This window comes from Neobacillus sp. 114 (assembly GCF_030127045.1).
Taxonomy (GTDB): domain Bacteria; phylum Bacillota; class Bacilli; order Bacillales; family Cytobacillaceae; genus Neobacillus; species Neobacillus rhizophilus.
In genome coordinates, this window is sequence record NZ_CP126144.1 from 1,909,410 (window position 1) to 1,935,835 (window position 26,426).

Genomic DNA, 26,426 nt, shown 5'->3' on the forward strand with positions numbered 1-26,426 from the left:
AACTTTAATGGGTATTATTTATGCAGCCGCTTTTCCACGATAAAAATCACGAACCCCAAGCAAAAACGTGAAATATGAGTAGCATGGGGCTTTTAACCATATATTTCAACGCAACACGAAAAGAATACGGTATACGGATTGGAAAGAATCTCGTTCTACTAAAACGGGTAGTTGTGCTAGGACATGTGACCAAGCTTTTTTATTCATAAAGAATATCATATTTTTGAAAGTACAAAATTAAGGAGGAATTTTGAATGAACAGAAGGCGTAATAATAATACAAATGTTGATGTGGATACAGATATCGATAATCGATTAAGAAATCGAAGTGAATCAGAGGCTGAAGCAGAGGTACGTAATGTAGATAAAAATACCAATGAGGCTCGTGCAATAATAACTAACTCAGGTAATTCAAGAGTAGATGTTCGTTTAAACAGCAGAAGTAATGCGAAAGCTAATACTGATCAAGAACAAGAAAACGACCTGGACCTGGATCAAAACATTGATATTGATGTTGAAGAAGAGAGACGTAGACGTAGAGAATTTTGATGAAAGTTTTTAACATTTGGTTATGGGATGGAGTTTTTTAGCTTCATCCTTTTATAATAAAGCTTGAAAATAACGATTAAAAGAAAACGCACATGTGCAGGTATTTTTCTTAGATCGTTAATGCGAAAGAGAGCATCTTCATTTTCTACTGTAAAAGCAAATACATAAATTTTTCATATGCATAATATAGGACATGGAGAAGTTTCTTTTAATTGAAGCGCCTTAAAACGCTTTTTTTTTACTTCGCGATTTAAGGGGATAATAAAACATATGATGAGTATCCTAATATTTCCCTTGTTTGATTTAAGTATTACAAAAGGAGTATAGAGCTAATAATAATTTAATTACACCCTACTTGAATTTCAATTAATCCTAACATTTGCAGATGTTAGGATTTTTATTTTGTCTTGGATATGATGGAAAAATAAATATTAAAAAAGCAAACTTTAATCAAAAGCCTGCTTTTTTGGCTCAGCGAATTTTTTTATTATAGCTTTTATAATAAACCCTGCCGCGACCCCGGGTATGACAAACAACATCGGCAGCCAGACTGGTCCAAACAGGACACCAAAGATTTTTAATTTCGAGGAATAAATACAGCCGACCGTGACAAAATAAGCGGCAAATACGAAGGGAAGAAAGGAATATCTTTCACTGCCTCCGCCTCCATCCTTATACGCATCCCACATCGCAAAGAAATATAAGCAAGGATAAAACATCAGCCACTGATAATCAGTTAAAGCAATTGCCTTTTCAATCTCTCCATGAAAGCTTAGCATGATGATGGTATTGAAATTTGCTTGTGTATTCACCAGAATTTCTAAAAAAACAAACAAGAGACCTTTAAGATATTTTTTATTTAATAATTGCCCAAACCCTGGAAGGGCAATGCTCCAAAATAACTTTTCAATTGGATTTGACAAGCCAACTTCCCCTTCCAAGGATATGTCTTTAGGACTAAATGCTTATTTTTAAAGTAAACATATATCGTACTAATCAGTTTGTCCCGGATTATCATGGAATATGACAGACAATTTGGTACGGTTCAATAATTTTTTATTGGTGCTTAGGCTAAAAGGTTTTAAAAAAATTGAATGAATATAACAAGTTTCAACACAATTCTTTTTCTCCTTTTGTTATGATGTAATCGTTTACATAGAAAGGAGGATTTTTTGATGGGGGATATTGCTTATTTTAGGGCTCCGCAAAGTATCGTTTATGGAAAACAGGCATTTAATCGAGTAGGAGAGGAAGCAGCAGGATTAGGGGATAGAGCGTTAATTATTTCAGACAAAGTCATGAATCACCTTGGGTTTGTTGATAAATGTATACAGTTATTAGCAAATCATGGTGTTCAAAGCCATGTATTTCTAGGCGTGGACTCTGAACCGACAGTCAATTATGTTTCTGAAGCACATGAGCAGTTCAGTTTGGAAAAGTGTAATTTACTTATATCTATTGGCGGCGGCAGTTGTATCGATACCGCCAAAGCAGTTGCTGTATTAGAAACAAACGGAGGAGATATTGGAGACTATGCGGGCAGTGCAAAAATTGCCGGAGAGAAACCAATCCCACATATAGCGATACCTACCACTGCAGGGACAGGCTCAGAATCAACTGATGTCACTGTCATTACCGACACCTCCACTAATGTAAAAATTATGGTCAAACAGCCCGCGCTCATGCCAACAGTAGCCATAGTCGATCCGCTTTTAACCGTTTCCTCCCCGCAGCATGTAACCGCCGCAACAGGCGTGGATGCATTAAGCCATGCCATTGAAGCATATCTTTCCAAAAAAGCGAATCCTATGACAGATACGCTGGCATTATCAGCCATGAAACTCATTGTCCGAAATCTTTATCAAGCTTATACGAATGGAGAAAACCTTGAAGCAAGGGAAGCCATGTCGCTCGGAGCCCTTCAGGCAGGAATGGCGTTTTCCAATGCGTCTGTATGTCTCGTACATGGAATGTCGAGGCCGATTGGGGCGCTGTTTCATGTTCCGCATGGGTATTCCAATGCCATGCTGCTTCCGGCTGTACTTGAATTTAGTATGGATTCCTGTATTGACAGGCTATCCGATTTAGGGGATATCTTTGACCCCAATCATTCCAATCGTTCTAAAGAAGAAAGGGCGAAATTTGCAGTGGAATCGGTCAAACAGCTATGTTCTGCTTTAAAAATACCGAATTTAATGGAGTGGGGAATTGACAGACATAAATTTACCGGCACCATCAGTAAAATGGCCAAGGATGCATTAGATAGCGGCAGTCCAGCCAATAATCCAAAAGTCCCCACACAGCAAGAAATTGAACAATTATACCGTATATGTTATGAATATGATTTCTCGATTAAAGAAATAGTATGAATGCTTCATTAAAAGCCATTGTTTTTTGCAATGGCTTTTTTAGCTAATAAGAAATTCAACTACGCCTCATGAACCGTCCTAACGGCCTCGCCAATTGGCGAGTTTTCATTTAATATATAAGAAGGAAAAGACAATGAAAGAAGGAATAGAGTGTGGAATATATAAACATTGCCAATACCGATTTAAAAACTTCTAACATGATTATGGGCAATATGCGGTTAACCTCGTTATCGGTACCAGAGGCAGAAAAGTTAATCCGTACGGCTTTGGAAGAAGGGATCAATTTCTTTGACCATGCCGATATTTACGGAAGAGGTAAATGCGAAGAAATATTTTCTGACGCCATTCAAATGAATTCCAGAATTCGTGAAAACATGATTTTGCAGAGCAAATGCGGGATCCGTTTGCCGGAGGGCATTTTTGATTTTTCAAAGGATCATATCCTGAATTCTGTTGAAGGTATCTTAAAACGTTTAAAAACGGACTATCTTGATATTCTCCTCCTGCATCGCCCTGACCCGCTAATGGAGCCTGAGGAAGTTGCTGAAGCTTTTGAACAGCTTCATACAAGCGGAAAGGTAAAATATTTTGGTGTGTCGAACCACAATCCGTCCCAAATTGAACTGCTGCAAAAATACATACCTTTTAAACTAGTGATTAACCAGCTCCAGTTTAGCATAGCCCATACTCCGATGATTGACTCCGGAATTTCATTAAATATGAAAATTGACCAGGCTATTAATCGTGATAGCAGCATTTTAGAATACTGCCGTTTGAACGATTTAACCATTCAAGCATGGTCCCCATTTCAGCACGGCTTTTTTGAAGGTTCATTCCTTGGGGATTTGGAACGTTTTCCTGAATTGAACAAAACTATTGACGGAATTGCTGAAAAATACAGTGTAACCAACACTGCAATTGCGGTTGCTTGGATTACTCGCCATCCGGCCAACATCCAAGTCGTACTCGGAACGACCAATCCGGGACGATTAAAAGATGCCTGCAAAGGGTCTGAAATCAAATTAACAAGAGAAGAATGGTATCAAATTTATAAAGCTGCGGGGAATATTGTGCCTTAATTTATAATTAGAATAAATCCAACTTTTTATATGTCTTTCAATGCTTTATCATTAAGCGGAAATAAGCTAAGCTAAAAAGACCTGCCCTTACTTTGGGACAGGTCTTTCTCTATTACATTTTCAATGGCGATAGGCACTGCTGGAAAATTACAGCTGCCTTTTCCGGGTTTACTGAAAAGCCCATTTCCTTCATCGTTTCCCCGATTAAAACAACTGCTTTCTCAAGCATTTCATTTGTGGTGTTGCCCATATGGCCGATTCGGAATGCCTTTCCTGCTAAATGCGCAAGCGCACCGGCGACAATGACACCTTTTTCGGCAAGGGCAGCGCGGAAGGCGGCATCGTTCAAGCCTTCTGGGTACAGAATACAGCTAAGAGTAGCGGCAGCTACATCCTCATTGGCTATTGCCTTCATGCCGTATTCGACGAGAGCGGTCCGGACTGCTCGTCCGTAAGCTTTGTGACGTTTATAGCGATTTTCCATCCCTTCGGCAAGCACCAATTTCATTCCCTCGTCGTAGGCGTAAATAAGGTTAACCGGCGGTGTTGCAAAGTATTTGCCAGGATCATTCATAATTGGGATCCAATTATGAATGTCACAATAGTAGGCTGGTACACGCCCGATTTTTTCACGTGCGGCCAATGCCGATTGGTTAAAGGCGACAACTGCCAGTCCTGGAGGAACACCGATTGCTTTCTGCGATCCTGTTAACACAACATCGATTTTATAATCCGGATGGCCGTATGTCTTACTCATGTCTTCTTCCATCGCAGCAGTGGCACAAACACCATCCAGAATAACCAGTCCCCCGTGTTTTTTAATTACGGGAACAAGTGCATCCAAGTTTGCGGCGACACCTGTTGAAGTATCGGCATGGGTAATGGTAACCGCTTTGTAATTCCCGGCAGTTAATTTTTCTTCTACATCCTTTGTCTGAACCTGACTGCCCCATTCTGACTGAATGACGTCAACCTCAATTCCAAACGCCTTTCCTAAATGAATAAAGCGGTCGCCAAAATAGCCTTGACTGATGACCAGTAATTTCTCTCCTCCAGCCACTGTATTTACAATGGCCATTTCCATCGCAAGGGTTCCGGACCCGGAAACTACAAAGACTTCCCCGTCTGTTTTAAACATCTCTCTTGTTTTTTCAATAGCACTCTTAAATATTTTCACAAATCTTGGATCAGTATGACCCCGGGTTTCCTGTGCCAGCGCATCATAAATGGAATCAACGACAGGTGTCGGGCCGGGGATAAGCAGCATCTCTTCGTTACGCATTTTTCGTTCCTCCTAAATAGACTTTTTTTGCTAAAAAGAAAGTGTAAAATTTTCCGAATTTTATACTTTCTTAACGCATAAATTCAACTGCGCCTCATGAACCGTCCTAACGGATTCGCCAATCGACGAGTTTTCATTTAAATGAAAAATAAACCAACATTTACCTCTTCTATATCATTTTCGAAAATCCTTTAATATTTTTATGGATTCTTCCATTATATAAAATGGTATAATATGGTCTGGTTTCCAGAAAGGATGGTGTCGTATGAAAGAATTGGTATTCGCAAAGGGCTATCAAGAAAACGAACTCTTAAGAAAAAGTTTTAATGAATTAGCTTCCTCTATCTTTGGAATTGACTTCGAAGTTTGGTATCAGCACGGCTTCTGGACAGAAAAATATATACCTTATTCGTATATTGAATATGGCAGAGTCGTAGCAAATGTATCAGTAAATCTTGTGGATTTAATCATTGATAACGAAAAAAAACAGTCTGTCCAAATCGGTACGGTTATGACGCATCCCGATTATCGAAATCAAGGTTTGTCCAAAAAACTGATGAATCAGGTTTTGGAAGATTACAAGGATATAGATTTAATGTATTTATTTGCTAATCAATCTGTACTAGATTTTTACCCAAAGTTTGGTTTTAAAGAATATGAAGAACTCCAATTTTCTATGGATCGTTCGTTCGAGGCAAAAAACGAAACCGGCATACGAAAATTAAATGGGAGAAATATTGAAGATTTAGCATTTATTTATAGATTGGCAGCTGACCGGCTATCAGGGTCAGCTGCCTTTGGGACACACGGAACAGAGGAGCTGCTAATGTTTTATTGTTTGATGGTCTTTAACGAAGACCTCTACTATGCCCAGGATGAGCAGGCTGTAGTCATCATGCAGCATGAGGAGGATACGCTTCACCTTTATGATGTTATTAGTAAGGAGAAAGTAGAATTAATAAGTGTCTTAAGTAAACTTGTTAATAAGAATACTGCAAAAGTTGTTTTTCACTTCCAGCCTGAGGATGACAGGCTGCCGCTTAAGACTATGGTTGATAAGTCCAGTAATGTTTTATTTATCAAAAATCTTACAGGCGTTTCATTGCCAAATGGGTTTAAACATCCGCTTACCTCACAGGCCTAAAGCTGATTATTGGCAGAATATTAAAATAGTGATAATATTTTAATATTCAGTTAATGTTTTGTTTATAAATTGTTTTTGAAGGAGACGAGTAGAGATGAGTATGGAAAATTTGAGCGTAGCAAGAAAAGGGTATTTTGGCGAATTCGGAGGCAGTTTTGTTCCAGAGGATTTACAAGGAGTTCTAAACGAATTGGAACAGCAATTTTTAAAATACAAGGATGACCCCGAATTCATTGAAGAATATAAATATTATCTCAGGGAGTACATTGGAAGAGAAAATCCATTAACATTCGCTGAAAATTTAACAAAGCAAATTGGCGGGGCGAAAATCTATTTGAAACGGGAAGATTTAAATCATACCGGGGCCCATAAAATTAATAACGCGATTGGGCAGATTTTGCTGGCTAAACGGATGGGAGCGAAGCGGATTATCGCAGAAACGGGCGCTGGCCAACATGGTGTAGCAACCGCAACCGCCTGTGCCATGTTTGGCATGGAATGTATCATCTATATGGGAAAATTGGACACAGAGCGCCAAGCATTAAATGTTTTCCGTATGGAATTATTGGGGGCAAAGGTGATCCCAGTAACCAAAGGACAGGGGCGTTTAAAGGATGCTGTTGATGAGGCTTTAGGGGACCTTGTCCAAAACTATCAAAATACCTTTTATTTGCTTGGTTCAGCAGTTGGCCCGCATCCATATCCAACCATGGTGAAGCATTTCCAAGCGATTATCAGTGAGGAATCGAAGCGCCAGGTTCTTGAAAAAGAAGGAAAGCTCCCAACAGCGGTAATTGCCTGTGCAGGTGGGGGCAGCAATGCCATCGGTGCATTTGCCCACTATATCGATGAGGAAAATGTCCGGTTAATCGGTGTTGAACCAGCAGAGGCTCCGACCTTGACAGAAGGGGTGCCGGCTGTAATCCACGGTTTTAAATGCTTGACGCTGATCGATGAAAATGGGGAGCCGAAGCCCACCTATTCCATTGCGGCAGGTCTTGACTATCCAGGTGTTGGTCCAGAACACAGCTATTTAAAAGAGAGCGGCAGGGCGGAGTATGTTACAGCAACTGGTCAGGATGCGTTAGAAGCGTTTCAACTTTTATGTAAAACAGAAGGCATAATTCCGGCGCTTGAAAGCTCTCATGCGGTTGCACATGCAGTGAAGCTGGCCAAAGAATTATCATCGGACGATGTGTTAATTGTAAACCTTTCAGGACGTGGGGATAAAGACGTTGAGCAGGTTTTTCAGATGTTAAAAAAATAATGTAATGAAGGATGACCCTTTTTTCGGGTCGTCCTTTTTTTGTCAAAAGTTATTCACAAAAAATTGTTAAAGTTTTGTGAAATACTTCTGATAAATTGCCGAATTTCGACATCTTTCTCTCGTTGACAGTTCCAGAGGTAGATAATTACGGGAGTATTAGTTCATAAATAACAGGATGCATGCCGAAACGTGTCGAGATTATCGCGTTTACAATTTTTCCAAACCTATCAATAATTTAAATTGAATTATATTCCAATAAGTAATTTTTACGGAATTTGCTTGGTGGAATATGACCATTCATTAAATTTTTGAGGAGGATGTGTAATGGTGTATCAGCAAAAGCCTTGGTTGAAATGGTATGATCCTAGAGTGGAAGAACATGTAAGTGTAAAGCATGAGTCCCTGTATGATTTTTTAGAAAGTGCCGTAGATCGTTTTAGCGAAAAACCAGCATTCACTTTTTATGGAAAGGTTTTCAGTTATAAGGAAACAAAATGGATGGTGGAGAGACTCGCGTCTGCATTACATAAAGAAGGCTTTAAAAAAGGCGACCGAGCTGCAATTATGCTTCCTAATTGCCCTCACTATATATTCAGCTTATTTGCCGTTTTCCGTTTAGGCGGGATTGTTGTCCAAATGAACCCAATGTATGTCGAAAGGGAAATCGAATACGTATTGGAGGACTCGGGCGCTAAATATATGATTGTACTGGATTCATTCTATCCTAGGGTTAAAAAGGTTCAGCCGAGCACATCTCTAAAAAGGGTCATAGCAGTGAACTTAACCGGTAACCGCGGCGAGCTTGGCGAAGGAGATTATTATTTTGAAGCAGCACTTCAAGATGATGATGTTAATCTTCCTGAAGTGGAAATAGACCCGCATGAGGATGTCGCGGTGCTGCAATATACTGGTGGAACAACTGGTGTACCGAAAGGCGTTATGCTGACACACTACAATCTTTTAGCGAATTTCAATCAAGTCTGCGATTTTATTTATAATACCTGTGATGATGTTCCAGAATCTTTTAAAATGATTACCGTCCTGCCAATGTTTCACGTCTATGGACTTTCAAGTGTAGCTCTTTGCGGAATTCGCGAAGGCGCTAACCAGATTATCCTGCCTCGCTTTGATTTAAAAGAAGTAATGGAAACCATTAAGCGGGAAAAGCCATTTATCTTTGCTGGAGTTCCTACCATGTATTTTGCATTGAATAGTTTGCCTGAAGCATTAAAGGATTGCGGTTTTTCAGATGTATATTATGCGGGCAGCGGCGGGGCACCGTTACCAGTGGAGCAGGCGAAAGCATTTGAAAACATTACTGGTTCAACCCTCCGTGATGGCTACGGGCTTTCTGAAGCATCACCAACGATTGCATTCAATCCGCCGTTTTTGCCAAGAAAGTATGGAAGTATCGGCATACCGGTACCAAGTACATTTGTTAGAATTGTCCGGGAGATTGAAGACGGCGAATATGTGGATGTTCCTGTAGGTGAATCAGGAGAATTAATTGTTAAAGGGCCTCAGGTCATGAAAGGATATTGGAACCGTCCGAAAGATACGGAAGATGTAATCAAGGATGGCTGGCTGTTCACTGGTGATATTGCAAAAATGGATGAAGAGGGCTATCTTTATATTCTTGACCGGAAGAAGGACATGATTATTGCCAGCGGTTACAATGTTTATCCGCGCGAGGTGGAAGAAGTCCTCTATAAGCTGGAGGGTGTAGAAGAGGCGATTGTGATCGGTGTCCCTGATAGCTATCGTGGGGAAACGGTGAAGGCGTTTATTAAACTTAAAGATGGCTGTGGAATTTCTGTAGAAGAGATTATTGCGTTTGCAAAAGCCAACCTGGCACCTTATAAGGCTCCTAAAGAGGTAGAAATACTAGCGGAATTGCCAAAATCATCAGTTGGAAAGCTGCTTAGAAGAGTTTTGCGGGATGAAGAGATTGCAAAAGTGAAGGCTTAATATCTTTAAATTCAATTTGCTTGTAGGAATAAAGTTTAATAGTTTTAGCTGCACAGAAAAATGCCCAGTCTAATCGATAGGGCATTTTTCTGTATTATTGCTTTTTTAGAAATTCCAGTACCTTTTGATTAACAAGCTCAGTGGCTTCGGTAACATAGATATGTCCTGTGCCTTTAATGGTCAGGAATTCGGCATTTTCGATATTCTCTGCCAGGGTAACGCCATTTTCATATGGGACTAAACGGTCTTCATCGCCGTGAATAACTAGAGTTGGTACCTTAAGTTGTTCGAGTTCACTGTAAGTGTCGTGAGCAAGGCATGCTTGGAGCTGAAGCATATATGCGTATGGAAGAATCGGCCTTTCAACTCTTACTTTAATATCCTCTGCGACGAGATTGCGCTGATTTTCAATAAATGATTGGCTGTATAGAATGGGGGCAGTGGCCCAAGCCATTTCCTCAGGAGTCGCAGTGGACGAAGCTCTAGACAGCATAAGCATAGAGACATCCGCCCCTGGCTGAACATGATTTGTACCGCCGGAAGTGGTACACCCAAGGATAAGGGATTTAATCCGCTCCGGATATTTTATCGCCAGCCTTTGGGCAATCATCCCGCCCATGGAAATACCATAAACATGTGCGGCTTCAACTCCTGCCGCATCGAGGACGGCTCTTGCATCCTCTGCCATCAATTCAATAGAATACGGGGTAGTTGGCTTATCGCTTAAGCCAACACCGCGATTATCAAAAATAATTACTTTATAGTGTTCCGATAGAGCTGGCATAGTTCTATACCATGACCTGGAATCAAGGGATAACCCCATAATCAATAAAAGCGGCTCTCCTTCACCATGAACCTCATAATAAAGATCAATTCCATTTGCATTCGTAATCGGCACGCAAGCACAACTCCTTTAATCATAATATTAAAATATATGACCATAACTCTAAGGACATGTCTAAAAAATCGCTTATCCATTTTAAAAAAGAACTGACCGCATAATCATTAAACTGTCTACCCAACACAGACAAATGTCTTTTGTGGAGGCTGACACTAAGTATGCTATTCACCTCAAAATGAAAGCGTTTTCTTAAAATAGTGTCTTAAAGGAAGTTTTGGCGGGGATAACGGTGGGGATGGGGTGGAGGATGAGAAAATTTCCAACATTTTTCGACACAAATAGTATTGTTTTTGGAAGGGGGTTCAGAATAAGCACTTATTATTTAGGTATTGATTGTAAATTATGTGGTGTTCGTTCTGGAAGTTTGAAATTTTTTGCGGAATTTTGTCGATAAGCATTGGTTTACAAATCTAAACTTTCCTTCAATAATTAAAATTATATTAATATTCTAACAAATATTATTAAAGTTATTATCAAGAGGAGGCATCGTGTTTTATGGTTTATCAGCAAAAGCCATGGCTTAATGTTTATGATTCAAGACTGGAAGAGCATCTTAGAATTGACTATAATTCTCTTTATCATTTTTTTGAGGAAGCAGTAAATCGTTATAATACCAAACCGGCAATGACTTTTTTGGGGAAAGTGACTAGTTTCAATGATACCAAACTGATTATTGACCAGTTTGCCTCTGCCTTACATAGAGCAGGATTTGCTAAAGGCGATCGTTTAGCAATCATGCTGCCAAATTCCCCTCATTACATATTTACATTATTCGGGACTTTTCGCCTTGGAGGGATCAATGTCCAAGTAAATCCCATGTATGTTGAAAGAGAGATAGAGCATGTTTTAAATGACTCCGGTTCAGAGTACATGGTGGTCCTCGATGCGCTTTACCCAAAAGTAAAAAAAATCCAGTCAAATACTTCGTTAAAAAAGGTGATTGTTGTTAATTTTGGCGGTGCCAAAATTGATCTTGCAGATGGTGATGTTTATTTCGATGAATTCCTTGATAAGGAGGCCAGTCTTCCAGAGGTGGACATTGACCGTGATGAAGATGTCGCTGTGCTTCAATATACCGGTGGAACAACCGGTCTCTCCAAAGGGGTAATGCTTACCCATACGAATCTTTTAGCCAATTTAACACAGGTTTGTGATTTTGCTTATAAAACATGTGATGACAAACCAGAAGATTTTAAAATCATAACCGTATTGCCGATGTTCCATGTCTATGGATTATCAAGTGTTGCGCTTTGCGGAATCAGAGAAGGTGCTAACCAAATTATCCTACCGCGCTTTGATCCAAAGGAAGTAATGGAGATAGTCAAACGTGAAAAACCATTCCAATTCTCAGGTGTTCCAACCATGTTCTTTGCATTAAACAGCCAAGAGGGACTAGAGGATGCAGGTTTTGATTCACTATACTACGTAAACTGCGGTGGTGCTCCACTTCCAATAGAAGCGGCCAAAGTGTTCGAAAAAAGGACAGGGAAACAACTGCGTGATGGATACGGTTTATCTGAAGCAGCACCAACAGTCATCTTTAGTCCTCCATTTGTGCCAAGAAAGCACGGAAGCATCGGCATTCCAGTTCAAAGTACAGTTGCCAGAATCGTTCACGAAACAGAAGATGGCTTTGTCGATGCACCAGTTGGTGAGGCTGGGGAGATAATCATCAAAGGGCCGCAAGTTATGAAAGGTTACTGGAATCGACCTGAAGATACGAAAGCAGTAATAAAGGATGGCTGGCTGTTTACTGGCGATATGGCAAAAATGGACGAAGATGGATATTTTTATATTGTTGACCGTAAGAAAGATATGATTATTGCAAGCGGCTTCAATGTTTATCCAACCGAAATTGAAGGGGTTCTCTATCAGCTGGAAGAAATCGAAGAAGTGGTCGTAGTGGGCGTCCCGGATCCTTACCGCGGCGAAACCGTAAAGGCTTATGTAAAGCTAAAAGAGGGTTATTCTATTAGCGAAGAAGAAATCAAACAGTTTGGTAAGGAAAACCTAGCACCATATAAGGCGCCAAAGGATGTAGAAATCCTTCCGGAGCTGCCAAAATCTTCAGTTGGGAAACTGCTAAGAAGAGTATTAAGAGACCAAGAGAAACAAAAAGTAAAAGCCTAATAGTCAACTAGGAGGAATTTAAGATGAGTTTGCAAGATTTATTCAGTTTACAAGGAAAAACGGCGATTGTTACAGGCGGTGGCAGAGGCTTAGGACAGCAAATTGCCACTGTGTATGCAGAAGCAGGTGCTAATGTTGTGGTTTGTTCAAGAGATGTTGAAGCATGTCAGCAATTAAGCGATGCCCTTAAGGAAAAAGGCGTTCGCTCACTTGCATTTAAATGTGATGTATCAAATCCTGAAGATATCCAGCATGTTGTGGATGAAACGCTAAAAGAATTTGGCTCAATTGATATCTTGGTTAATAACAGCGGAACAAGCTGGGGAGCCCCTGCGCTTGAAATGCCAGCAGATAAATGGGATAAGGTAATGGATATCAACCTGAAAGCAGTATTTTTATTTTCTCAGGCTGTTGGAAAAATTATGGTCGAGCAGCGCTCCGGAAAAATCATTAATATTGCTTCGATTGCCGGTATGGGCGGTCAGAAACCAGAAGTTATGGATGCCATTGGTTATTCTGTCAGCAAGGGTGCAGTTATTACATTAACGAAAGATTTAGCAGTAAAATTGGCACCGCATAATGTCCATGTGAATGCCATTGCGCCAGGGTTTTTCCCAACAAAAATGACCAAAGCTATATTAGGCTATTCTGGTGAAAGTATTCTTGATCGTACACCTGCAGGACGTTTTGGTTCCGATGAAGATATGAAGGGGCCGGCGCTATTTTTAGCATCATCAGCATCAGATTATGTATTTGGTCATGTACTGGTTGTTGATGGTGGAACGACTGCAAGTGTGGAATAAGTCCGCAAGCACTTTTTAAAATTTTTCTGAATTTTTAAGAGATAGCCTTGTAGGGTTCCGGTAAATATGTTTAGATTGACATATTAGTACATATGTTAAGAAGAACATACCAACCGGTTAGTAAGAGGGAATCAAATGGAAACCACGCACCATGATGAAGTTGCTTTTTCCAAAGAACTCGAAGCAAAAATAAATAAAAGAATCCATGAACTCACTAATAGCCGGGGCTTTACCCTAGCATGGGGGAGGGCAATGGATGCCCATTTGGCTCGGTTAAAAATTCACAAAAAATTAACAACTAGATGGTTAAAACGATTAGACATTCCCAATAAAGATGAAGTAGCAGAGCTTTCAATAAGATTGGTTGATTGTGTGGAGAAAATCGACCTGCTCGACGACACGATCTATAGTTTTAAAAAACGGCAGCAAATAAATTTAACTCATTTAAAAATGGTACGACAATCATGGGAAGAACTGCTGGTTGTTTTGCGGACGGAAGAAAAAGAATTAAAAGCAGGTAATCTTACATCGCTTGAAAAGGAATTAATAGAACTAAAGCGATTATTTCAAATAGAATTCGAAATGGAGGAATAACCAATGTCTGAGAAAAATGAAAAAGAGTTAGAGGTTGAGGTTAATGTTGAAAATCAATTGTCAAGCCTTGAGCTAATTTGGAAGATTGGCTTTGATGAATTAGATGCATGGGCCAATCGTTTTAATAAACGCGATGAGCTATTCCTGTCAGCGGTTAAAAACTATGTAGAAAGTGTTAAACGCAATCAGGATAATCTAAAAGCCGTCACTGAGCAATTTAACCGGGAAGTCAAGGAATGGGAAAAAGCTGCGCGTGAAGAATTACTTGTGACAACCACCACTTTGCAGCATTTCTTCCCTGTTAAATCTTATGAAGAAATCAATAAAGTTGTAGATGACATCCAACAAAAAACAGCAGCTCTACTGTTAACTCCGGTAAAGGCATTAACCGGCGGTCAGGCACTCGACAAGTATCTGGATGCCGTTGCGCAATATCTGGCTTTCAGGAAAAAAGCACGTGAAAAATATATTGATAGTGTAAAGAAAACTACTAATGTATTATATGAAAATCAAAAAATATTTGTTGATTTATTCTCAAAACAATTAAAAGCAGCTATTTTCCCTTTTCAAAAATTCATGAAAAACGCGGTTGAATCAACAAAATCATAACGAGGTGAATGTTAATGTCGGAGAAAAAATACGATCCTTATGAATCCTTTCATAAATTAAGTCTTTTGTGGGAAAAGCAAATCAATGATTTTATCTACCTGTGGACAAATAACAATGAGTTTGTCAAAATGTCCAATTTCGGAACTGAAGTGCAAACCCGTTATCTGGAGCAATTGAAAAAAAATCAAGAAGCCTTCGCAAGTGTCCTAAATTTACCGACGAAGAGCGACGTTACAAATGTGGCAAACTTAACGATTCAAGCAGAAGAGAAAATGGAGGCACTTGAAGAGCAAATTTGGGATTTACAGGATTCTGTAAAATCACAGAGTAAAGAGATTGCAAGTGTCGTAGAAGTCTCTCAGGAAATCATTAAACTGACAAAACAGCTAAAACAGGAATTGGTTAAGTCAAAAAAAGAACTGGCCGATACAAAGAGCCTGCACGCTGAACTTCAGGAAATGAAATTTGAACTATTGAAGTTAAGTAACTTTAAAGAAGAACTTGACGCTATTAAGGGTCTGATTGAAAAGGAAAAAACGGAGCAACCTGTGTTATCTAGTGCAGGATCATCTAAATAATTTTAAAGGGAGGGAAACTTAACTGTGGCGATAGAGACACCTTTTAAGAATTTGATTCCAGAATTGAATTATGAGAAAGAAACGAATCGTTGGAAGAATGTTGTAAAAGCTTTAACTGGACCGGCGCCGAAAATGGGACACTCGCCAAGGAACGAAGTATGGCGGAAAAATAAATCGGTATTATGGCATTATCCTGCTAAACAAAAAAAATATGAAATTCCATTATTTTTTGTTTACTCCTTATTTAATAAGCCATATATTTTAGATGTTGCTCCCAAGACCAGCGTGATCGAGGGTCTCACAAATTTAGGCTATGAGGTGTATTTGTTAGATTGGGGTACACCAGGCTATGAGGACAAAAAAATTGGTCTCGATACTTATATCGACAAGTATTTAAGAACTGCGGTCAAGCGTGCAATCCGCCATTCAGGTGCGGATGAAATTACCGTGGTCGGCTATTGCCTTGGCGGAACGATTGCTTCCATTTATGCGTCAATTGCTGATGAGCCGATTAAAAATTTAATTGTTGCAACTGTGCCAATTGATTTCAAACCGGCTATCGGTCCGGATAAATGGACAGAAGGCTTTAGAAACGGAGATATTAACATAGACAGCTTTATTGATGTTTATGGCAACATCCCGCCTAAAATGGTCGAAGGCATGTTCAGGGCAATGCAAGCACCTGTTTATTTTACTAACTACACAATGCTGCTTTCGAGGGCACATGACCAGCGTTATGTTGATAAATGGCAGCGTATGAACAAATGGACAGTTGATCAGGTTCCATTTGCAGGCGAAGCCTACCGTCAATTAGCTAATGAGCTTTTTAAACAAAATAAGCTTGTTAAAGGTGAGTTAGTTATTGGCAATAAAAAGGCGGACTTAAAAAATATTAAAGCCAATTTATATGTTATTTCTGGTTCTAGAGACCATTTAATCCTGGAAGATCAAAGTAAACCAATCATGGACCTAGTTTCCAGCGAGGATAAAACGTATGTTGTTGTGGAAACCGGGCATGTAGGCTTGGCGCTTTCTGGATTATTTGGAAAAATTGTAGATCAATGGGCATCCAGCCGTTCCAATCCCCTATAACAAAGAAATAGGAATATAGTACGGTACAAGGGCATATATAGTATATAGTGTTGCATAAAAGAGGAAGGAATAATTTCCTTCCCCTTAACTTGCAGCCTGGTGTTTATTCAAAAAATTGCGAAGCACTTCATTAAATGCATCTTTTGCTTCAAGTTTAGCAACATGGCCGGTATTTCTAAAAACCACAAACTCGGAGTGGCGGATTTGTTTATGCATTAAATATTGAATCCAGACAGGTGTTACGGAATCATATTGTCCGCCAATAATAAGGGTCGGCACCTCGATTTTTGGAAGGAGTGTTAAATTATTGACCTTAAGACACGCTTCCATGGCTTTAAAATAATATTCCTTGTTCGGACGGTAAAATTCGTAAAATTGTTCAAAATTCTCATTCGACCAAGTATACAGGCAAACCTTTGCTGCAGTTTCCCTAGTAATGTCTGGAGTTTTATTTGCTGCCCGTGCCTTTCTATAGGCTAAAAATAATTTCCCGAAATTTTTCGGGGCATAATGGAACGTGCTGACCAGCATTAAGGAACGGCATACTTCTGGTGCCTGACGGTAAATCTCTTGTGCAACCATACCGCCCATGGATAAACCGCATATGTGTGCGCTTTCAAAGCCTAGCCCTTTTATAAGACTTATACAATCGGCTGCGAAATTTTTTATTGAAATCTCACCAGGCTTTTGATATTCACCGTGTCCTCGTAAATCAGGAATAATTAAGTCATATTGATCTGCTAATTCAAACTGATGTAACCAACCTTCTTTTACCTCCCCAAGTCCATGAATAAAAACTAAAGGCTCACCGGCACCGAGTCGTAAATAAGGAATTTCATGGGTGACTTTAAAAAAATTACGCAAATTGCATTCCTCCCTGTGAATTTTAATAACCTTTGTTTCCTTCATTTCTATAATATATACATTTATAATATTCTGATTATTTTATTATATAATTGGTGTTGACAAAATATAACACATAGGTGTAAATTACATATATAGACTAGCAATGAAATTACATAAAGAAAATGCCAGATTTAAGCGATTGGACTAAAAATGAAAAAGGAGGAAGAAACATGAGCACAACAAAGAAAAATGGCCAAGCTGAAGAATCTCTTCAGACCAACCAATTAGTTGACACACTTTGGAATCAATATGAACAATCCTTAGACCGTGCCAGAAAGATTCGTGAAAACAGGGAAGATGCTTATTTAAATGCAGTTAAAGAGGTAGTAAAGTTTAATCAAGAATTCAGATTTTCGCTTGGAAATCTATACCGTACTTTTAGAAACACCAATAGTGAATTAGTCAAGGGTGTTTCAAACGGACTTGTAAAAGAAGCAGAAGCAAAAAAAGTTGTTCGCCCAGAATTAAAAGAACAAATTGAAGAAGTAAATGGCCGGATTGAACAATTGGTAGCAGCTCCGATAGCTGCCGGCCTTGATTTGGTTGCCCGCACCGAAAATAGTTTTATTGAGAATAGTGAAAAATATGTTGAGTACTCAAGAGCGCGCAGAGGCAGCTGGCAGCAAGTTACAGATGGTTATGTAAAAGCCGCAAGAAAAAGCCATCAACAAGTGGTTAATCGCCTTGAAGAAAGTGTAAAAGTATTTGTAAATGCAAAATAATGATTTTAAACACTGCTGTTCATTTGGATAGCGGTGTTTTTATTTTTTATTCGTTGGCTTTAAAGCTGTTTTGTTTTCATAAAATAAAGAGTATAAAGAGGAAAATTTAATCATTTTCGGCTATGATAGAAAGTAAAGGATTTCAGGAAAAAAGAGGTTCAGCTATGCTAAAGAGTTTACTGACATTCCAAAAAGCGAACGGGATTGCACCGTATATTTGGACTGTTCTTTGTATTTTGCCATTTTATTTTATATTTCAGGCTCCAACAACACTGCAAATCGTTGTTGGGATCGCGCTGACATTGGCGTTCTTTATTTTCTATCGGATTGCCTTTATTTCCAAAGGCTGGCTTGTATATGTTTGGACAATGATTTTGATTGCGATTTCCATAACTGCAACCAGCCTTTTCAGCTATGTATATTTCGCTTTTTTTCTTGCTTACTTTCTAGGAAATATCAAGGATCGGGTTGCTTTCTTTACATTGTACTTTATCCATTTGCTAAGTACTTCCGCTTCCATCAATTACAGCATTGTCATCCATGAAAAATTGTTTTTGCAGCAACTCCCGTTTGTCATCATTATTTGGATTAGCGTCATTCTCCTTCCATTTAGTATCCATAACCGCAAGGAGAGAGGGCAGCTTGAAGAAAAACTCGAGGATGCCAACAAACGGATTTCTGAACTGATTAAACTTGAGGAGCGGGAACGGATTGCCCGCGATCTTCATGACACACTGGGGCAAAAGCTTTCCATGATTGGGCTAAAGTCTGATTTAGCAAGAAAGTTAATCTCGAAGGACCCCGATCAGGCCCGAAACGAACTAAAAGATGTTCAAGCTACGGCACGAACTGCATTAAGTGAAGTGAGAAAAATGGTTTCCTCCATGCGGGGAATTCGTTTAAAGGATGAAATTCAGCGTATTAAACAAATGCTTGCAGCCGCTCAAATCGGTCTGGAATGCAGCGGAGAATTTATTTTAACAAATGTCACGCCATTTACTGAGAATATTTTAAGCATGTGCTTAAAAGAAGCGATTAATAATGTTGTGAAACACAGCGGGGCTAGCAGTTGTTTAATCTCTATTGAGCAAACGTGGAAAGAAGTCGTGATGACGATACATGATAATGGTTCATTTAAAACTGTCAAGGGGAAAATTTCTGATGGCCATGGTTTGAGAGGGATGCAGGAAAGGCTGGAATTTATCAACGGCAGTTTAGAGCTATTGACAAGCAATGGTACTGCTATAATTATTAAAGTCCCAGTAGACTTAAAACCTCGCCAGGATAGGAGAGTTGGAAATGATTAGGATTGTCATCGCCGAAGATCAACAAATGCTTCTCGGTGCATTTGGGTCATTACTTAATTTGGAAGAGGACATGGAGGTAGTGGGGAAGGCCACCAACGGAGAAGATGCCGTTACTCTTGTCAAGAATCTAAGTCCTGATGTCTGTATTATGGATATTGAGATGCCCGGCAAAAGCGGACTTGAGGCCGCAGAGGAAATTAAGGGTCTAAGCTGCAAGGTGATCATTTTGACAACCTTTGCCAGATCAGGGTATTTTCAGCGGGCTTTAAAGGCAGGGGTGAGCGGATATCTTTTAAAGGATAGCCCAAGTGAAGAATTGGCAAGTTCCATCCGAAGTGTTGTGGCAGGAAGACGAATCTATGCGCCAGAATTAATGGACGATGTGTACGCCGAAGAAAATCCATTAACAGACCGGGAACGAGAGGTATTAGAACTAGTAGCAGACGGCAAAAACACAAAAGAAATAGCGGAAGAGCTTAGCATCAAAACAGGGACGGTCCGGAATTACATCTCCATTATTCTCGATAAACTGGAGGTAAAAAACCGGATTGAAGCCATAACCCAATCAAAGGAGAAAGGCTGGTTTAAATAGGTTTTCCAGCTAGCTTGTTTTTATTAATCGAAACGGGTGCCGATATAAGGCATCTTTTTTTTACCAATTTTTTATTTAACCAAATCAGCCAATAATTTTCATTTCTTAACTTTTTTACAAAGGGAACATTAATATTGAACAAAGTTCTGAGGAGGGAAATAAATTTGAATATAAAGAGGATCATTAGCTTTTCCTTCATCCTGTTCATGTTTTTGTTTAGTGTTCCTTTTGTATCTGCAGCACCAACAGATACAGAACTAAACCAGTATTTGCAGGAAATTGGTTGGACGAAGCAAGAACTTCAGGATTATCTTGATTTTTATGAAATTCCCTTGGATGAATTTGCTTCAATTGATGAACTTCGTGAGTTCCTCGGGACACCTATCAATGAACAAAATTTACAGGAACTATTAACGAAGTATCACCTGTCCCAGAAAGAACTGGATGATTTGTTGAATCATTTTGGTGATTCTCTGGGGGAGTATAAGTTCATAGAGGATTTGGATTCTGCATTAGACTTTTATGTCAATCATGATAAGTATATGGCTGATATAGAAAGTGAATTAAACGAAATTGGGATTACTGAAGAAGAATCTGAGAAGTTTTTTAATTATCTTGGGCAGGTAGAAGAGAAAAACAGATATCAGCTGGACCAAATGGATTTGTATGACTCTCTTTTGGAAAAATTTGTAGGTCTTGATGATACCACCGACCTTACAGAAGAACAGCTGGATGAATTGGTGCAAATACTCACTGAAACCATTGAAACTTATGAAATCAAGGTTCAATTTAAAGTCAACAATCAGAATATCTCCTTAAAAGAACTGCTTAAAATGAAGGAAGCACCTGATAATTTGTATGTCGGTATATCCAGTATTGCAGGTGAACATTTGATTGACTTTACAATTCCAGGGTCATATTTCCAAACTGGAGAAACAATTGACCAGGGAGAACTAATGATTCATTTGGGGGAAATCTCCAATGAGTTTATTGATCATCTTCATGATGAAAAATACCAAAATGCAGATAACCGATATAAATAAGGAATAACCCGCCAGTATCTCCAACCTGGCGGGTTTATTTTGCATAATTCATAAGTATTTCAGCTAGACGCAGTTGTTTGGAATTTGCCAATGTAGTTTTTTATATATTCGAATACCTCCATGGGACGTTCCTCTGGCAGAGCATGGCCGGTTTCTTTTAAGATAATCAATTCCGAGTTTGCTAGGTCCTTGTTTAATTTCTCCCCAATTTTTAAAGGCACTGATTTATCCTGGTCACCCCAGATTAATAAGCATGGTGTTTTGATTTGTTTTAAAATTTCCGATGGAAGATCGCCTTCGCGGTCGCGAATCATCCGTGTTAACGCAACAAATATTTCATCCTGTAAAAAGGGCTGCAGATAGCCATTTATCATCTCTTCATTAATAATGGAATGGTTATAAAGGGCCTCCTGAAGGTTTTTCTCTACCCCGGTTCTGGCAAACCAATACTTTACGAAGCGATGAAAGTAAGGCAGGTAGCTGGTAAGAATGAGCGGAAGTTTCGCGCGTTTTAAATAGGCTGAGCTGCAGAGTAAAATTGCCTTGTCGGCAAGCTCCTGTTTTAGGTGAAGAATATTTAAAACAATTTGTCCACCCATAGAATGGCCGATAAAAGTCATTTTTTTTAAGCCCAGTGATTCGATAAGTTGTATGACGGTATCGGCTAAATTTTTATAGGAGTAGATATATCGGCTGCATTTTGCACTTTTCCCAAAAGGGGGAAGATCAATAGATAACACCTGATACTCATTTTTTAATAACGAAATTAAATGACGATAGGTGAAGGTGGAAGAAAGAAAACCGTGCAATAAAACGAAGGTCCTTTCTGCGTTTGGATTAGGATAAAATTCATAATAAACATTAATGTTATTTAGCGGCTTATACCCTGCTACAACATTCTGCTCCATCATCCTTCCTCCCAATTAATAAAAATAGATGAAATTAATATTCCCCCTTTTATTAATCCATACAACAATAAATTAAAATAACTCCTTTTTTAATTCCTAAATTTTTAAAAATTTCCAAAATAAAGTGTTTGAATTTTTAGAAAACTAACTGTATAATAAGAAAAAGCTCAAGGAGTTGATTTCCATGGAAAAGAAGTTACTTAATTCCCCGCAACATTCGGATGAAAACACTGATTCTGTCCTTGCTGAGATGTTTTTAAACAACGCCCTGCTTGAATTTAAAAGGGAGAAGATCCGGAAGGAAATCGACCAAACGTTACAAGATGGGAACAAGGAATTATTTCTTCAATTGACAGAAGAATTGAAGAAAATTAACTAGTTCCGAACAACCAACTATCTATTATGACAAATTTAAAAAAAGAAGCCCTATCCAATACGGATAGGGCTTCTTGGCCGTTCTGACGGGAATTTCATTTGGACCCTGAACCCTTTTTTTGTATGATAAAGAAAAGGAATCGGGGGCGGTTAGTAGTGAAAGAGAAAATTATCGAGGAATTAAAAAAAATCGAAGAACAATATGCCGTAAAAATTTGCTATGCTGTTGAGTCAGGCAGCAGGTCCTGGGGATTTCCTTCAAAAGACAGCGACTATGATGTTAGGTTTATTTATGTCCCCAAAAAAGAATGGTATCTTTCCATTGAAGAAAAGCGGGATGTTATAGAACTGCCAATAAATAATCTCTTGGATATAAATGGATGGGAGCTTCGTAAAGCACTCAGGCTTTTTAAAAAATCAAACCCGCCCCTAATGGAATGGCTTCATTCGGGAATTGTCTATTATCAGGCCTATTCTTTGGTGGATAAAATGATGGCCATCCAAAACCAGGTGTTCCGGCCGCAGTCGGCCCTTTATCATTACCTGAATATGGCCAAGGGGAATTACCGTGACTATCTTCAAGCAGATGAAGTGAAAATTAAGAAATACTTTTATGTGCTGAGGCCAGTTTTAGCCTGTAAATGGATTGAAAAATATAATAGTGTCCCACCTATTGAATTCCAGGCATTAGTGGCGGACCTGATTATGGACGGCCCTCTTAAAAATGAAATCAATACATTGCTTGACAGGAAAATACGCGGCGATGAACTTAACTTCGAGCCAAAGGTTGTTATTATTAATGAATTTTTGGAGAATGAAATAAATCGTATTGAAGATTACGCAAAGAAAACGTCTTTTCCAAAACAAGATATTTCCCCAATACTGGATGAACTATTTAGGGACATACTTGACGAGGTATGGCCATGATTACCAAAAAATATGTTAAAATATATAAAAATATTATTTTCCGAAAGATTTTGAAAAAATAAAGAATGAGGGGAATTCTATGAATATCGTTGCATCCGAGAAACTTCAAAAAATGTCATCGAGTATTTTTCAAGAGGTGGCCGATCAAAAGCAAAAGGCATTAAAAAATGGAATTGATGTCATCGATTTAAGTGTCGGAAGCCCGGATTTTGCACCGCCAGCTTTTGTGGTCGAGGCATTAGCAGAAGCGGCAATGGACCGAAGTAAATATGGTTACACTTTAAAAGGGATTCCTGAATTTAATGAAGCGGTCAGTTATTTTTATAAACAGCGTTACGGTGTAGAACTTAATCCAGCATCTGAAGTTATTCAGCTAATGGGTTCGCAGGATGGACTTGCTCATTTAGCGATGGCGGTTATTAACCCTGGCGATTATGTTCTGGTACCTGATCCTGGATATCCAATCTATGAGGCAAGTGTGACGATTGCGGGCGGAAATATTTATCCAATGCCGTTATTGGAGGAAAACAGGTTTCTACCTCAACTAGATGAAATTCCTTTAGTGGTTCTAAAGAAAACCAAATTGATGATTATCAGTTATCCAGGTAATCCGGTTACCGCTCTCGCTGACAGAAGCTTTTTCCAAGAGGTGGTCCGTTTTGCCAAAAAGCATGATATCCTAGTTTTGCATGATTTTGCCTATTCTGAGTTAATTTTTGATAACAATCCGCAAATTAGTTTCATGTCTATGCCGGGAGCAAAGGAGGTCGGGATTGAGTTTAATTCACTTTCCAAAACATTTAATATGGCAGGCTGCCGGATTGGCTATGCGGTAGGGAATGAACAAGCTCTTGCCATCTTAGCTTCTTTAAAATCTCATATCGATTATGGTGTGTTTTATCCAATCCAAAAAGCAGCCATAACTGCTTTGACTTCGGATTTCTCATTTTTGCAATCTCAAGTGAGAGAATATGAGAAACGCCGTGATGCATTGATATCAGGCCTATCAAAAGGCGGGTGGCAGGCGGCAAAATCTCCGGCGACAATGTTTGTTTGGGCAAAAATCCCATCAGGATGGACATCCCGTCGCTTTGCCTTTGAACTGATTGACAGTAAAGGAGTTGCGGTTATTCCTGGAGATGCGTTTGGAAAGCTTGGTGAAGGCTATGTCCGGATTGCCTTGGTTCAGCCTTCGGAACGGCTCTCCGAGGCGGCAGAGCGAATTCAAGAATTCCTCAGGGAAACTCAAGTTTAATTCTTCTATTTAAACCTTTCTAAACATATATCTTTAACAAAAGGCCTTCACACGAACTGAAGGTCTTTTACTTTGAAGGGGAGAGGGAGATTATGCCTAGCGGAATGCATCAGGTCGAACTAGATTTGCCAATTGATGTGATTTGGGACTTTGTAAAGGATATGGACAATTGGGCACCGCTTGTGCCCAACTATATTCAACACGAAAAGCTAAATGAGCATAGGTCCACATGGGAGTTTAAAAGCGATATTGGCATAATCAAGAAAAAAATCAGTTTAATAATTGATATTAATGAATGGAAAGAACCAATAAGAGTCAGCTTTGCCTTAAAAGGCAAAAGTGAAAAATATTCTGGCGAAGGATTTTTCGAAGCGAAGGCAATAAACGTAAAAAGAACAAGATTAACAGGCTTTCTTGAAGTGAACGTTATTGGGAAGATGGCCGGAGCGTTGAACTCAAAACTGGAAACCGCTCTCCCAGAAGCGGTGAAAGAAATGGCGGAGGCTATTTCGGAAAAGCTTGTGGAAGTAAAATCTGTTTAATAGGTGCATCGATATCGACAAACTAGAAATTCGCCATATGTAAAAGTTAAGGTAATCTTAAGCTTAGCATGGTATGTTAGTCCCAAATCCACTATCAATCAGATAGTAGACAGGGGGATTAGCTTATGTTAAGCACAGGGCATAAAAGAAGTATAAATTTATTTCTTGTTACCGCTATGGCCGGTATGAGTTTGGGCTATTTTACACCTGTTGTTTATGCCGAAACGACTGAAACAACCCAACAAACCCAGACGGCAAGTCCATTGACAAAACTGGAAATCGACGGAGTAAAGCTCGACAAGGAGTTTTCAGCAGATGTAAAAGAATACTCCGCTTCCGTTGTAAATGAAGTTGAAACGATTAAAATGCTGGTAGAAGGGAATGAATCAGCCTCTGCCATCACCATTAATGGTCAATCTGTTCTTAGCGGGACACCTGCTGTTTTTTCACTTCAGTCTGGTGAGAATATTTTACAAATTATCATCTATGATGCCAATCATGCAGAAGCTACTTACTCAGTTCATGTAACTAGGTCCGCAAAGGTTGAACCGGTTACTCCTGCCGCTGTTGCAAATTCGTCAGACACGGCTGTAGGCAATGTTTCACAAACAACCTCTTTGCCCGGCACTAATTCCAGTTTTCAGGCAAGCCTAATACGTACCAATGCTAATAATGCTTCTCAATCTTCAACACAGTCCATGAGCGAAACAACTCAAACTGTTAGTAAGGCGAAATTGTCTTCACTAAAGGTCTCTGAAGGCACTTGGGATAGTTCGTTTTCATCCGATGATTATACATATCATATTGCTGTTCCAAGTGATGCAACAGCCGTGACTATCCATCCAACTGCTGCAAACCAAGGAGCCTCAATTAAGATTGAAGGAGGTACCACTAAAACAATCCAACTGGACAATGATAATAAAACAATTTTATCAGTAGTCGTGACCTATAGTGATAACGATCGGAAAACTTATGTACTTGTATTTGACAAATAACGTGACTAACATACCCTTCATATATAAATTCAAAATATGGAGGGTATGTTTTTTAAGTCCCGTTCAAAATAATCCACCAAAAAATAGCTCAATAAAAGAAAGTGGAACAACATTAATCCACTCTCTTTCTATCCCTTTTGTTTTCCAATAAATTTGTATTATTTGGGGGATTTAAGGAATAAATAAAATCTTCTTTTGGATTAAGACTTTGAAGTCTATCAACTGCTTCTTCAAACTCGAAATTGCTCATTTGTTTAGTGGCAAGTAATGAACAAAGTATCGCAAATGCAATTGGGGTTGTATCAACATGTACATCAACATGTACATCAACGTCAGAGTTTCCACTTTGCTCAATTGAATTTAATCCTTCGTTCCTTATTTTAATATTGTCTATTTGTGAGGCGCGTGATCTTAAGTTATTTTTGTTTTCAATTGAATCTCTTTGTGAATTACGTCCCTTTTGATTTACCCAATTTTGAGGAATATTTTG

The 26,426-nt window shown here is 39.1% G+C and carries 27 protein-coding genes; 21 read left to right on the plus strand and 6 right to left on the minus strand.

Annotation, left to right across the window (positions count from 1 at the left end; all coding sequences use genetic code 11):
- The first annotated feature begins 254 nt into the window (after window positions 1-254).
- On the plus strand, window positions 255-548 hold the full coding sequence (locus tag QNN06_RS09570) for a hypothetical protein (RefSeq protein ID WP_213116578.1): 294 nt from the start codon (window positions 255-257) through the stop codon (window positions 546-548).
- 446 nt (window positions 549-994) lie between these two features.
- Here QNN06_RS09570 and QNN06_RS09575 read toward each other — a convergent pair whose 3' ends face one another.
- Window positions 995-1,471: a hypothetical protein gene (locus QNN06_RS09575; RefSeq protein ID WP_213116577.1), complete on the minus strand. Its 477-nt coding sequence runs from the start codon at window positions 1,469-1,471 to the stop codon at window positions 995-997.
- A gap of 252 nt (window positions 1,472-1,723) precedes the next feature.
- On the opposite strand from QNN06_RS09575, the gene QNN06_RS09580 reads away from it, so the two are divergent.
- Both QNN06_RS09580 and QNN06_RS09585 read left to right on the plus strand, forming a co-directional pair.
- A complete protein-coding gene (locus QNN06_RS09580) occupies window positions 1,724-2,917 on the plus strand; it encodes an iron-containing alcohol dehydrogenase (RefSeq protein ID WP_213116576.1) in 1,194 nt (397 codons plus the stop codon).
- Between the two features lie 152 nt (window positions 2,918-3,069).
- Entirely contained in the window at window positions 3,070-3,996 is a 927-nt protein-coding gene (locus QNN06_RS09585) for an aldo/keto reductase (protein ID WP_213116575.1), read from the plus strand.
- A 112-nt stretch (window positions 3,997-4,108) separates the two neighbouring features.
- Here QNN06_RS09585 and QNN06_RS09590 read toward each other — a convergent pair whose 3' ends face one another.
- Window positions 4,109-5,278, minus strand: a complete 1,170-nt coding sequence (locus tag QNN06_RS09590; protein ID WP_213116574.1) for a pyridoxal-phosphate-dependent aminotransferase family protein — start codon at window positions 5,276-5,278, stop codon at window positions 4,109-4,111.
- A gap of 265 nt (window positions 5,279-5,543) precedes the next feature.
- Between QNN06_RS09590 and QNN06_RS09595 the strand changes: the two genes are divergently transcribed.
- From QNN06_RS09595 to QNN06_RS09605, 3 genes are all read left to right on the plus strand, one after another.
- A complete protein-coding gene (locus tag QNN06_RS09595) occupies window positions 5,544-6,422 on the plus strand; it encodes a GNAT family N-acetyltransferase (protein ID WP_213116573.1) in 879 nt (292 codons plus the stop codon).
- A gap of 100 nt (window positions 6,423-6,522) precedes the next feature.
- Window positions 6,523-7,689 (plus strand): tryptophan synthase subunit beta, encoded by a 1,167-nt coding sequence (gene trpB / locus QNN06_RS09600; protein WP_213116924.1) that lies wholly within the window; start codon window positions 6,523-6,525, stop codon window positions 7,687-7,689.
- A 324-nt stretch (window positions 7,690-8,013) separates the two neighbouring features.
- Window positions 8,014-9,657, plus strand: coding sequence for a long-chain-fatty-acid--CoA ligase (locus tag QNN06_RS09605; protein ID WP_213116572.1), 1,644 nt, complete (start codon window positions 8,014-8,016; stop codon window positions 9,655-9,657).
- A gap of 94 nt (window positions 9,658-9,751) precedes the next feature.
- Here QNN06_RS09605 and QNN06_RS09610 read toward each other — a convergent pair whose 3' ends face one another.
- Window positions 9,752-10,555 carry an alpha/beta fold hydrolase gene (locus QNN06_RS09610; RefSeq protein WP_213116571.1) on the minus strand — a complete coding sequence of 268 codons (804 nt, stop codon included), beginning with the start codon at window positions 10,553-10,555 and terminating at the stop codon, window positions 9,752-9,754.
- Between the two features lie 498 nt (window positions 10,556-11,053).
- Between QNN06_RS09610 and QNN06_RS09615 the strand changes: the two genes are divergently transcribed.
- From QNN06_RS09615 to QNN06_RS09640, 6 genes are all read left to right on the plus strand, one after another.
- Window positions 11,054-12,688, plus strand: a complete 1,635-nt coding sequence (locus tag QNN06_RS09615) for a long-chain-fatty-acid--CoA ligase (protein WP_213116570.1) — start codon at window positions 11,054-11,056, stop codon at window positions 12,686-12,688.
- A gap of 23 nt (window positions 12,689-12,711) precedes the next feature.
- Window positions 12,712-13,491 carry an SDR family oxidoreductase gene (locus QNN06_RS09620; RefSeq protein WP_213116569.1) on the plus strand — a complete coding sequence of 260 codons (780 nt, stop codon included), beginning with the start codon at window positions 12,712-12,714 and terminating at the stop codon, window positions 13,489-13,491.
- Window positions 13,492-13,626: 135 nt separating this feature from the next.
- Window positions 13,627-14,085, plus strand: coding sequence for a hypothetical protein (locus tag QNN06_RS09625; protein ID WP_213116568.1), 459 nt, complete (start codon window positions 13,627-13,629; stop codon window positions 14,083-14,085).
- Between the two features lie 3 nt (window positions 14,086-14,088).
- On the plus strand, window positions 14,089-14,694 hold the full coding sequence (locus QNN06_RS09630; RefSeq protein WP_213116567.1) for a hypothetical protein: 606 nt from the start codon (window positions 14,089-14,091) through the stop codon (window positions 14,692-14,694).
- A gap of 14 nt (window positions 14,695-14,708) precedes the next feature.
- On the plus strand, window positions 14,709-15,272 hold the full coding sequence (locus tag QNN06_RS09635) for a polyhydroxyalkanoate biosynthesis repressor PhaR (RefSeq protein ID WP_249366442.1): 564 nt from the start codon (window positions 14,709-14,711) through the stop codon (window positions 15,270-15,272).
- Between the two features lie 24 nt (window positions 15,273-15,296).
- Complete coding sequence (locus QNN06_RS09640; RefSeq protein WP_213116565.1) at window positions 15,297-16,364, plus strand: alpha/beta fold hydrolase; 1,068 nt, start codon at window positions 15,297-15,299, stop codon at window positions 16,362-16,364.
- Between the two features lie 84 nt (window positions 16,365-16,448).
- Here QNN06_RS09640 and QNN06_RS09645 read toward each other — a convergent pair whose 3' ends face one another.
- Window positions 16,449-17,228: an alpha/beta fold hydrolase gene (locus QNN06_RS09645; RefSeq protein ID WP_213116564.1), complete on the minus strand. Its 780-nt coding sequence runs from the start codon at window positions 17,226-17,228 to the stop codon at window positions 16,449-16,451.
- A 212-nt stretch (window positions 17,229-17,440) separates the two neighbouring features.
- Here QNN06_RS09645 and QNN06_RS09650 point away from each other — a divergent pair, with 212 nt between their 5' ends.
- The 4 genes from QNN06_RS09650 to QNN06_RS09665 all read left to right on the plus strand — a co-directional run bounded on the left by QNN06_RS09650 (window position 17,441) and on the right by QNN06_RS09665 (window position 20,934).
- Window positions 17,441-17,992 carry a hypothetical protein gene (locus tag QNN06_RS09650; protein ID WP_213116563.1) on the plus strand — a complete coding sequence of 184 codons (552 nt, stop codon included), beginning with the start codon at window positions 17,441-17,443 and terminating at the stop codon, window positions 17,990-17,992.
- 164 nt (window positions 17,993-18,156) lie between these two features.
- A complete protein-coding gene (locus QNN06_RS09655; RefSeq protein WP_213116562.1) occupies window positions 18,157-19,299 on the plus strand; it encodes a sensor histidine kinase in 1,143 nt (380 codons plus the stop codon).
- Window positions 19,292-19,891: a response regulator transcription factor gene (locus QNN06_RS09660; protein WP_213116561.1), complete on the plus strand. Its 600-nt coding sequence runs from the start codon at window positions 19,292-19,294 to the stop codon at window positions 19,889-19,891. The genes QNN06_RS09655 and QNN06_RS09660 overlap by 8 nt, the downstream gene beginning before the upstream one ends.
- 164 nt (window positions 19,892-20,055) lie before the next feature.
- Window positions 20,056-20,934, plus strand: a complete 879-nt coding sequence (locus QNN06_RS09665) for a processed acidic surface protein (protein WP_217032951.1) — start codon at window positions 20,056-20,058, stop codon at window positions 20,932-20,934.
- Between the two features lie 59 nt (window positions 20,935-20,993).
- Here the strand turns inward: QNN06_RS09665 and QNN06_RS09670 are convergent, their stop codons facing one another.
- Complete coding sequence (locus QNN06_RS09670) at window positions 20,994-21,842, minus strand: alpha/beta fold hydrolase (RefSeq protein ID WP_213116559.1); 849 nt, start codon at window positions 21,840-21,842, stop codon at window positions 20,994-20,996.
- A 184-nt stretch (window positions 21,843-22,026) separates the two neighbouring features.
- On the opposite strand from QNN06_RS09670, the gene QNN06_RS09675 reads away from it, so the two are divergent.
- The 5 genes from QNN06_RS09675 (at window position 22,027) to QNN06_RS09695 (ending at window position 25,936) form a co-directional block, all read left to right on the plus strand.
- Entirely contained in the window at window positions 22,027-22,221 is a 195-nt protein-coding gene (locus QNN06_RS09675; protein WP_213116558.1) for an IDEAL domain-containing protein, read from the plus strand.
- A 152-nt stretch (window positions 22,222-22,373) separates the two neighbouring features.
- Complete coding sequence (locus tag QNN06_RS09680) at window positions 22,374-23,144, plus strand: nucleotidyltransferase domain-containing protein (protein WP_213116556.1); 771 nt, start codon at window positions 22,374-22,376, stop codon at window positions 23,142-23,144.
- 79 nt (window positions 23,145-23,223) lie between these two features.
- The gene (locus QNN06_RS09685) at window positions 23,224-24,399 is read left to right on the plus strand and encodes an LL-diaminopimelate aminotransferase (protein ID WP_213116555.1); all 1,176 of its coding nucleotides are present in this window, start codon (window positions 23,224-23,226) and stop codon (window positions 24,397-24,399) included.
- A 92-nt stretch (window positions 24,400-24,491) separates the two neighbouring features.
- On the plus strand, window positions 24,492-24,941 hold the full coding sequence (locus QNN06_RS09690; protein ID WP_213116554.1) for an SRPBCC family protein: 450 nt from the start codon (window positions 24,492-24,494) through the stop codon (window positions 24,939-24,941).
- Between the two features lie 125 nt (window positions 24,942-25,066).
- Complete coding sequence (locus QNN06_RS09695; RefSeq protein ID WP_213116553.1) at window positions 25,067-25,936, plus strand: cadherin-like beta sandwich domain-containing protein; 870 nt, start codon at window positions 25,067-25,069, stop codon at window positions 25,934-25,936.
- 112 nt (window positions 25,937-26,048) lie between these two features.
- On the opposite strand, the gene QNN06_RS09700 is transcribed toward QNN06_RS09695, so the two are convergent.
- Window positions 26,049-26,330: a hypothetical protein gene (locus QNN06_RS09700; protein WP_284037916.1), complete on the minus strand. Its 282-nt coding sequence runs from the start codon at window positions 26,328-26,330 to the stop codon at window positions 26,049-26,051.
- Window positions 26,331-26,426: the final 96 nt, after the last annotated feature.

Excerpts from the sequence above, each read along its gene's own strand:
- QNN06_RS09655 (WP_213116562.1), top strand. The coding sequence starts at position 18,157 with ATGCTAAAGAGTTTACTGACATTCCAAAAAGCGAACGGGATTGCACCG.
- QNN06_RS09580 (WP_213116576.1), top strand. The coding sequence starts at position 1,724 with ATGGGGGATATTGCTTATTTTAGGGCTCCGCAAAGTATCGTTTATGGA.
- QNN06_RS09590 (WP_213116574.1), bottom strand. The coding sequence starts at position 5,278 with ATGCGTAACGAAGAGATGCTGCTTATCCCCGGCCCGACACCTGTCGTT.
- QNN06_RS09670 (WP_213116559.1), bottom strand. The coding sequence starts at position 21,842 with ATGGAGCAGAATGTTGTAGCAGGGTATAAGCCGCTAAATAACATTAAT.
- QNN06_RS09650 (WP_213116563.1), top strand. The coding sequence starts at position 17,441 with ATGAGCACAACAAAGAAAAATGGCCAAGCTGAAGAATCTCTTCAGACC.
- QNN06_RS09570 (WP_213116578.1), top strand. The coding sequence starts at position 255 with ATGAACAGAAGGCGTAATAATAATACAAATGTTGATGTGGATACAGAT.
- QNN06_RS09660 (WP_213116561.1), top strand. The coding sequence starts at position 19,292 with ATGATTAGGATTGTCATCGCCGAAGATCAACAAATGCTTCTCGGTGCA.
- QNN06_RS09595 (WP_213116573.1), top strand. The coding sequence starts at position 5,544 with ATGAAAGAATTGGTATTCGCAAAGGGCTATCAAGAAAACGAACTCTTA.
- QNN06_RS09605 (WP_213116572.1), top strand. The coding sequence starts at position 8,014 with ATGGTGTATCAGCAAAAGCCTTGGTTGAAATGGTATGATCCTAGAGTG.
- QNN06_RS09675 (WP_213116558.1), top strand. The coding sequence starts at position 22,027 with ATGGAAAAGAAGTTACTTAATTCCCCGCAACATTCGGATGAAAACACT.
- QNN06_RS09625 (WP_213116568.1), top strand. The coding sequence starts at position 13,627 with ATGGAAACCACGCACCATGATGAAGTTGCTTTTTCCAAAGAACTCGAA.
- QNN06_RS09620 (WP_213116569.1), top strand. The coding sequence starts at position 12,712 with ATGAGTTTGCAAGATTTATTCAGTTTACAAGGAAAAACGGCGATTGTT.
- QNN06_RS09630 (WP_213116567.1), top strand. The coding sequence starts at position 14,089 with ATGTCTGAGAAAAATGAAAAAGAGTTAGAGGTTGAGGTTAATGTTGAA.
- QNN06_RS09685 (WP_213116555.1), top strand. The coding sequence starts at position 23,224 with ATGAATATCGTTGCATCCGAGAAACTTCAAAAAATGTCATCGAGTATT.
- QNN06_RS09635 (WP_249366442.1), top strand. The coding sequence starts at position 14,709 with ATGTCGGAGAAAAAATACGATCCTTATGAATCCTTTCATAAATTAAGT.
- trpB (WP_213116924.1), top strand. The coding sequence starts at position 6,523 with ATGGAAAATTTGAGCGTAGCAAGAAAAGGGTATTTTGGCGAATTCGGA.
- QNN06_RS09695 (WP_213116553.1), top strand. The coding sequence starts at position 25,067 with ATGTTAAGCACAGGGCATAAAAGAAGTATAAATTTATTTCTTGTTACC.
- QNN06_RS09690 (WP_213116554.1), top strand. The coding sequence starts at position 24,492 with ATGCCTAGCGGAATGCATCAGGTCGAACTAGATTTGCCAATTGATGTG.
- QNN06_RS09615 (WP_213116570.1), top strand. The coding sequence starts at position 11,054 with ATGGTTTATCAGCAAAAGCCATGGCTTAATGTTTATGATTCAAGACTG.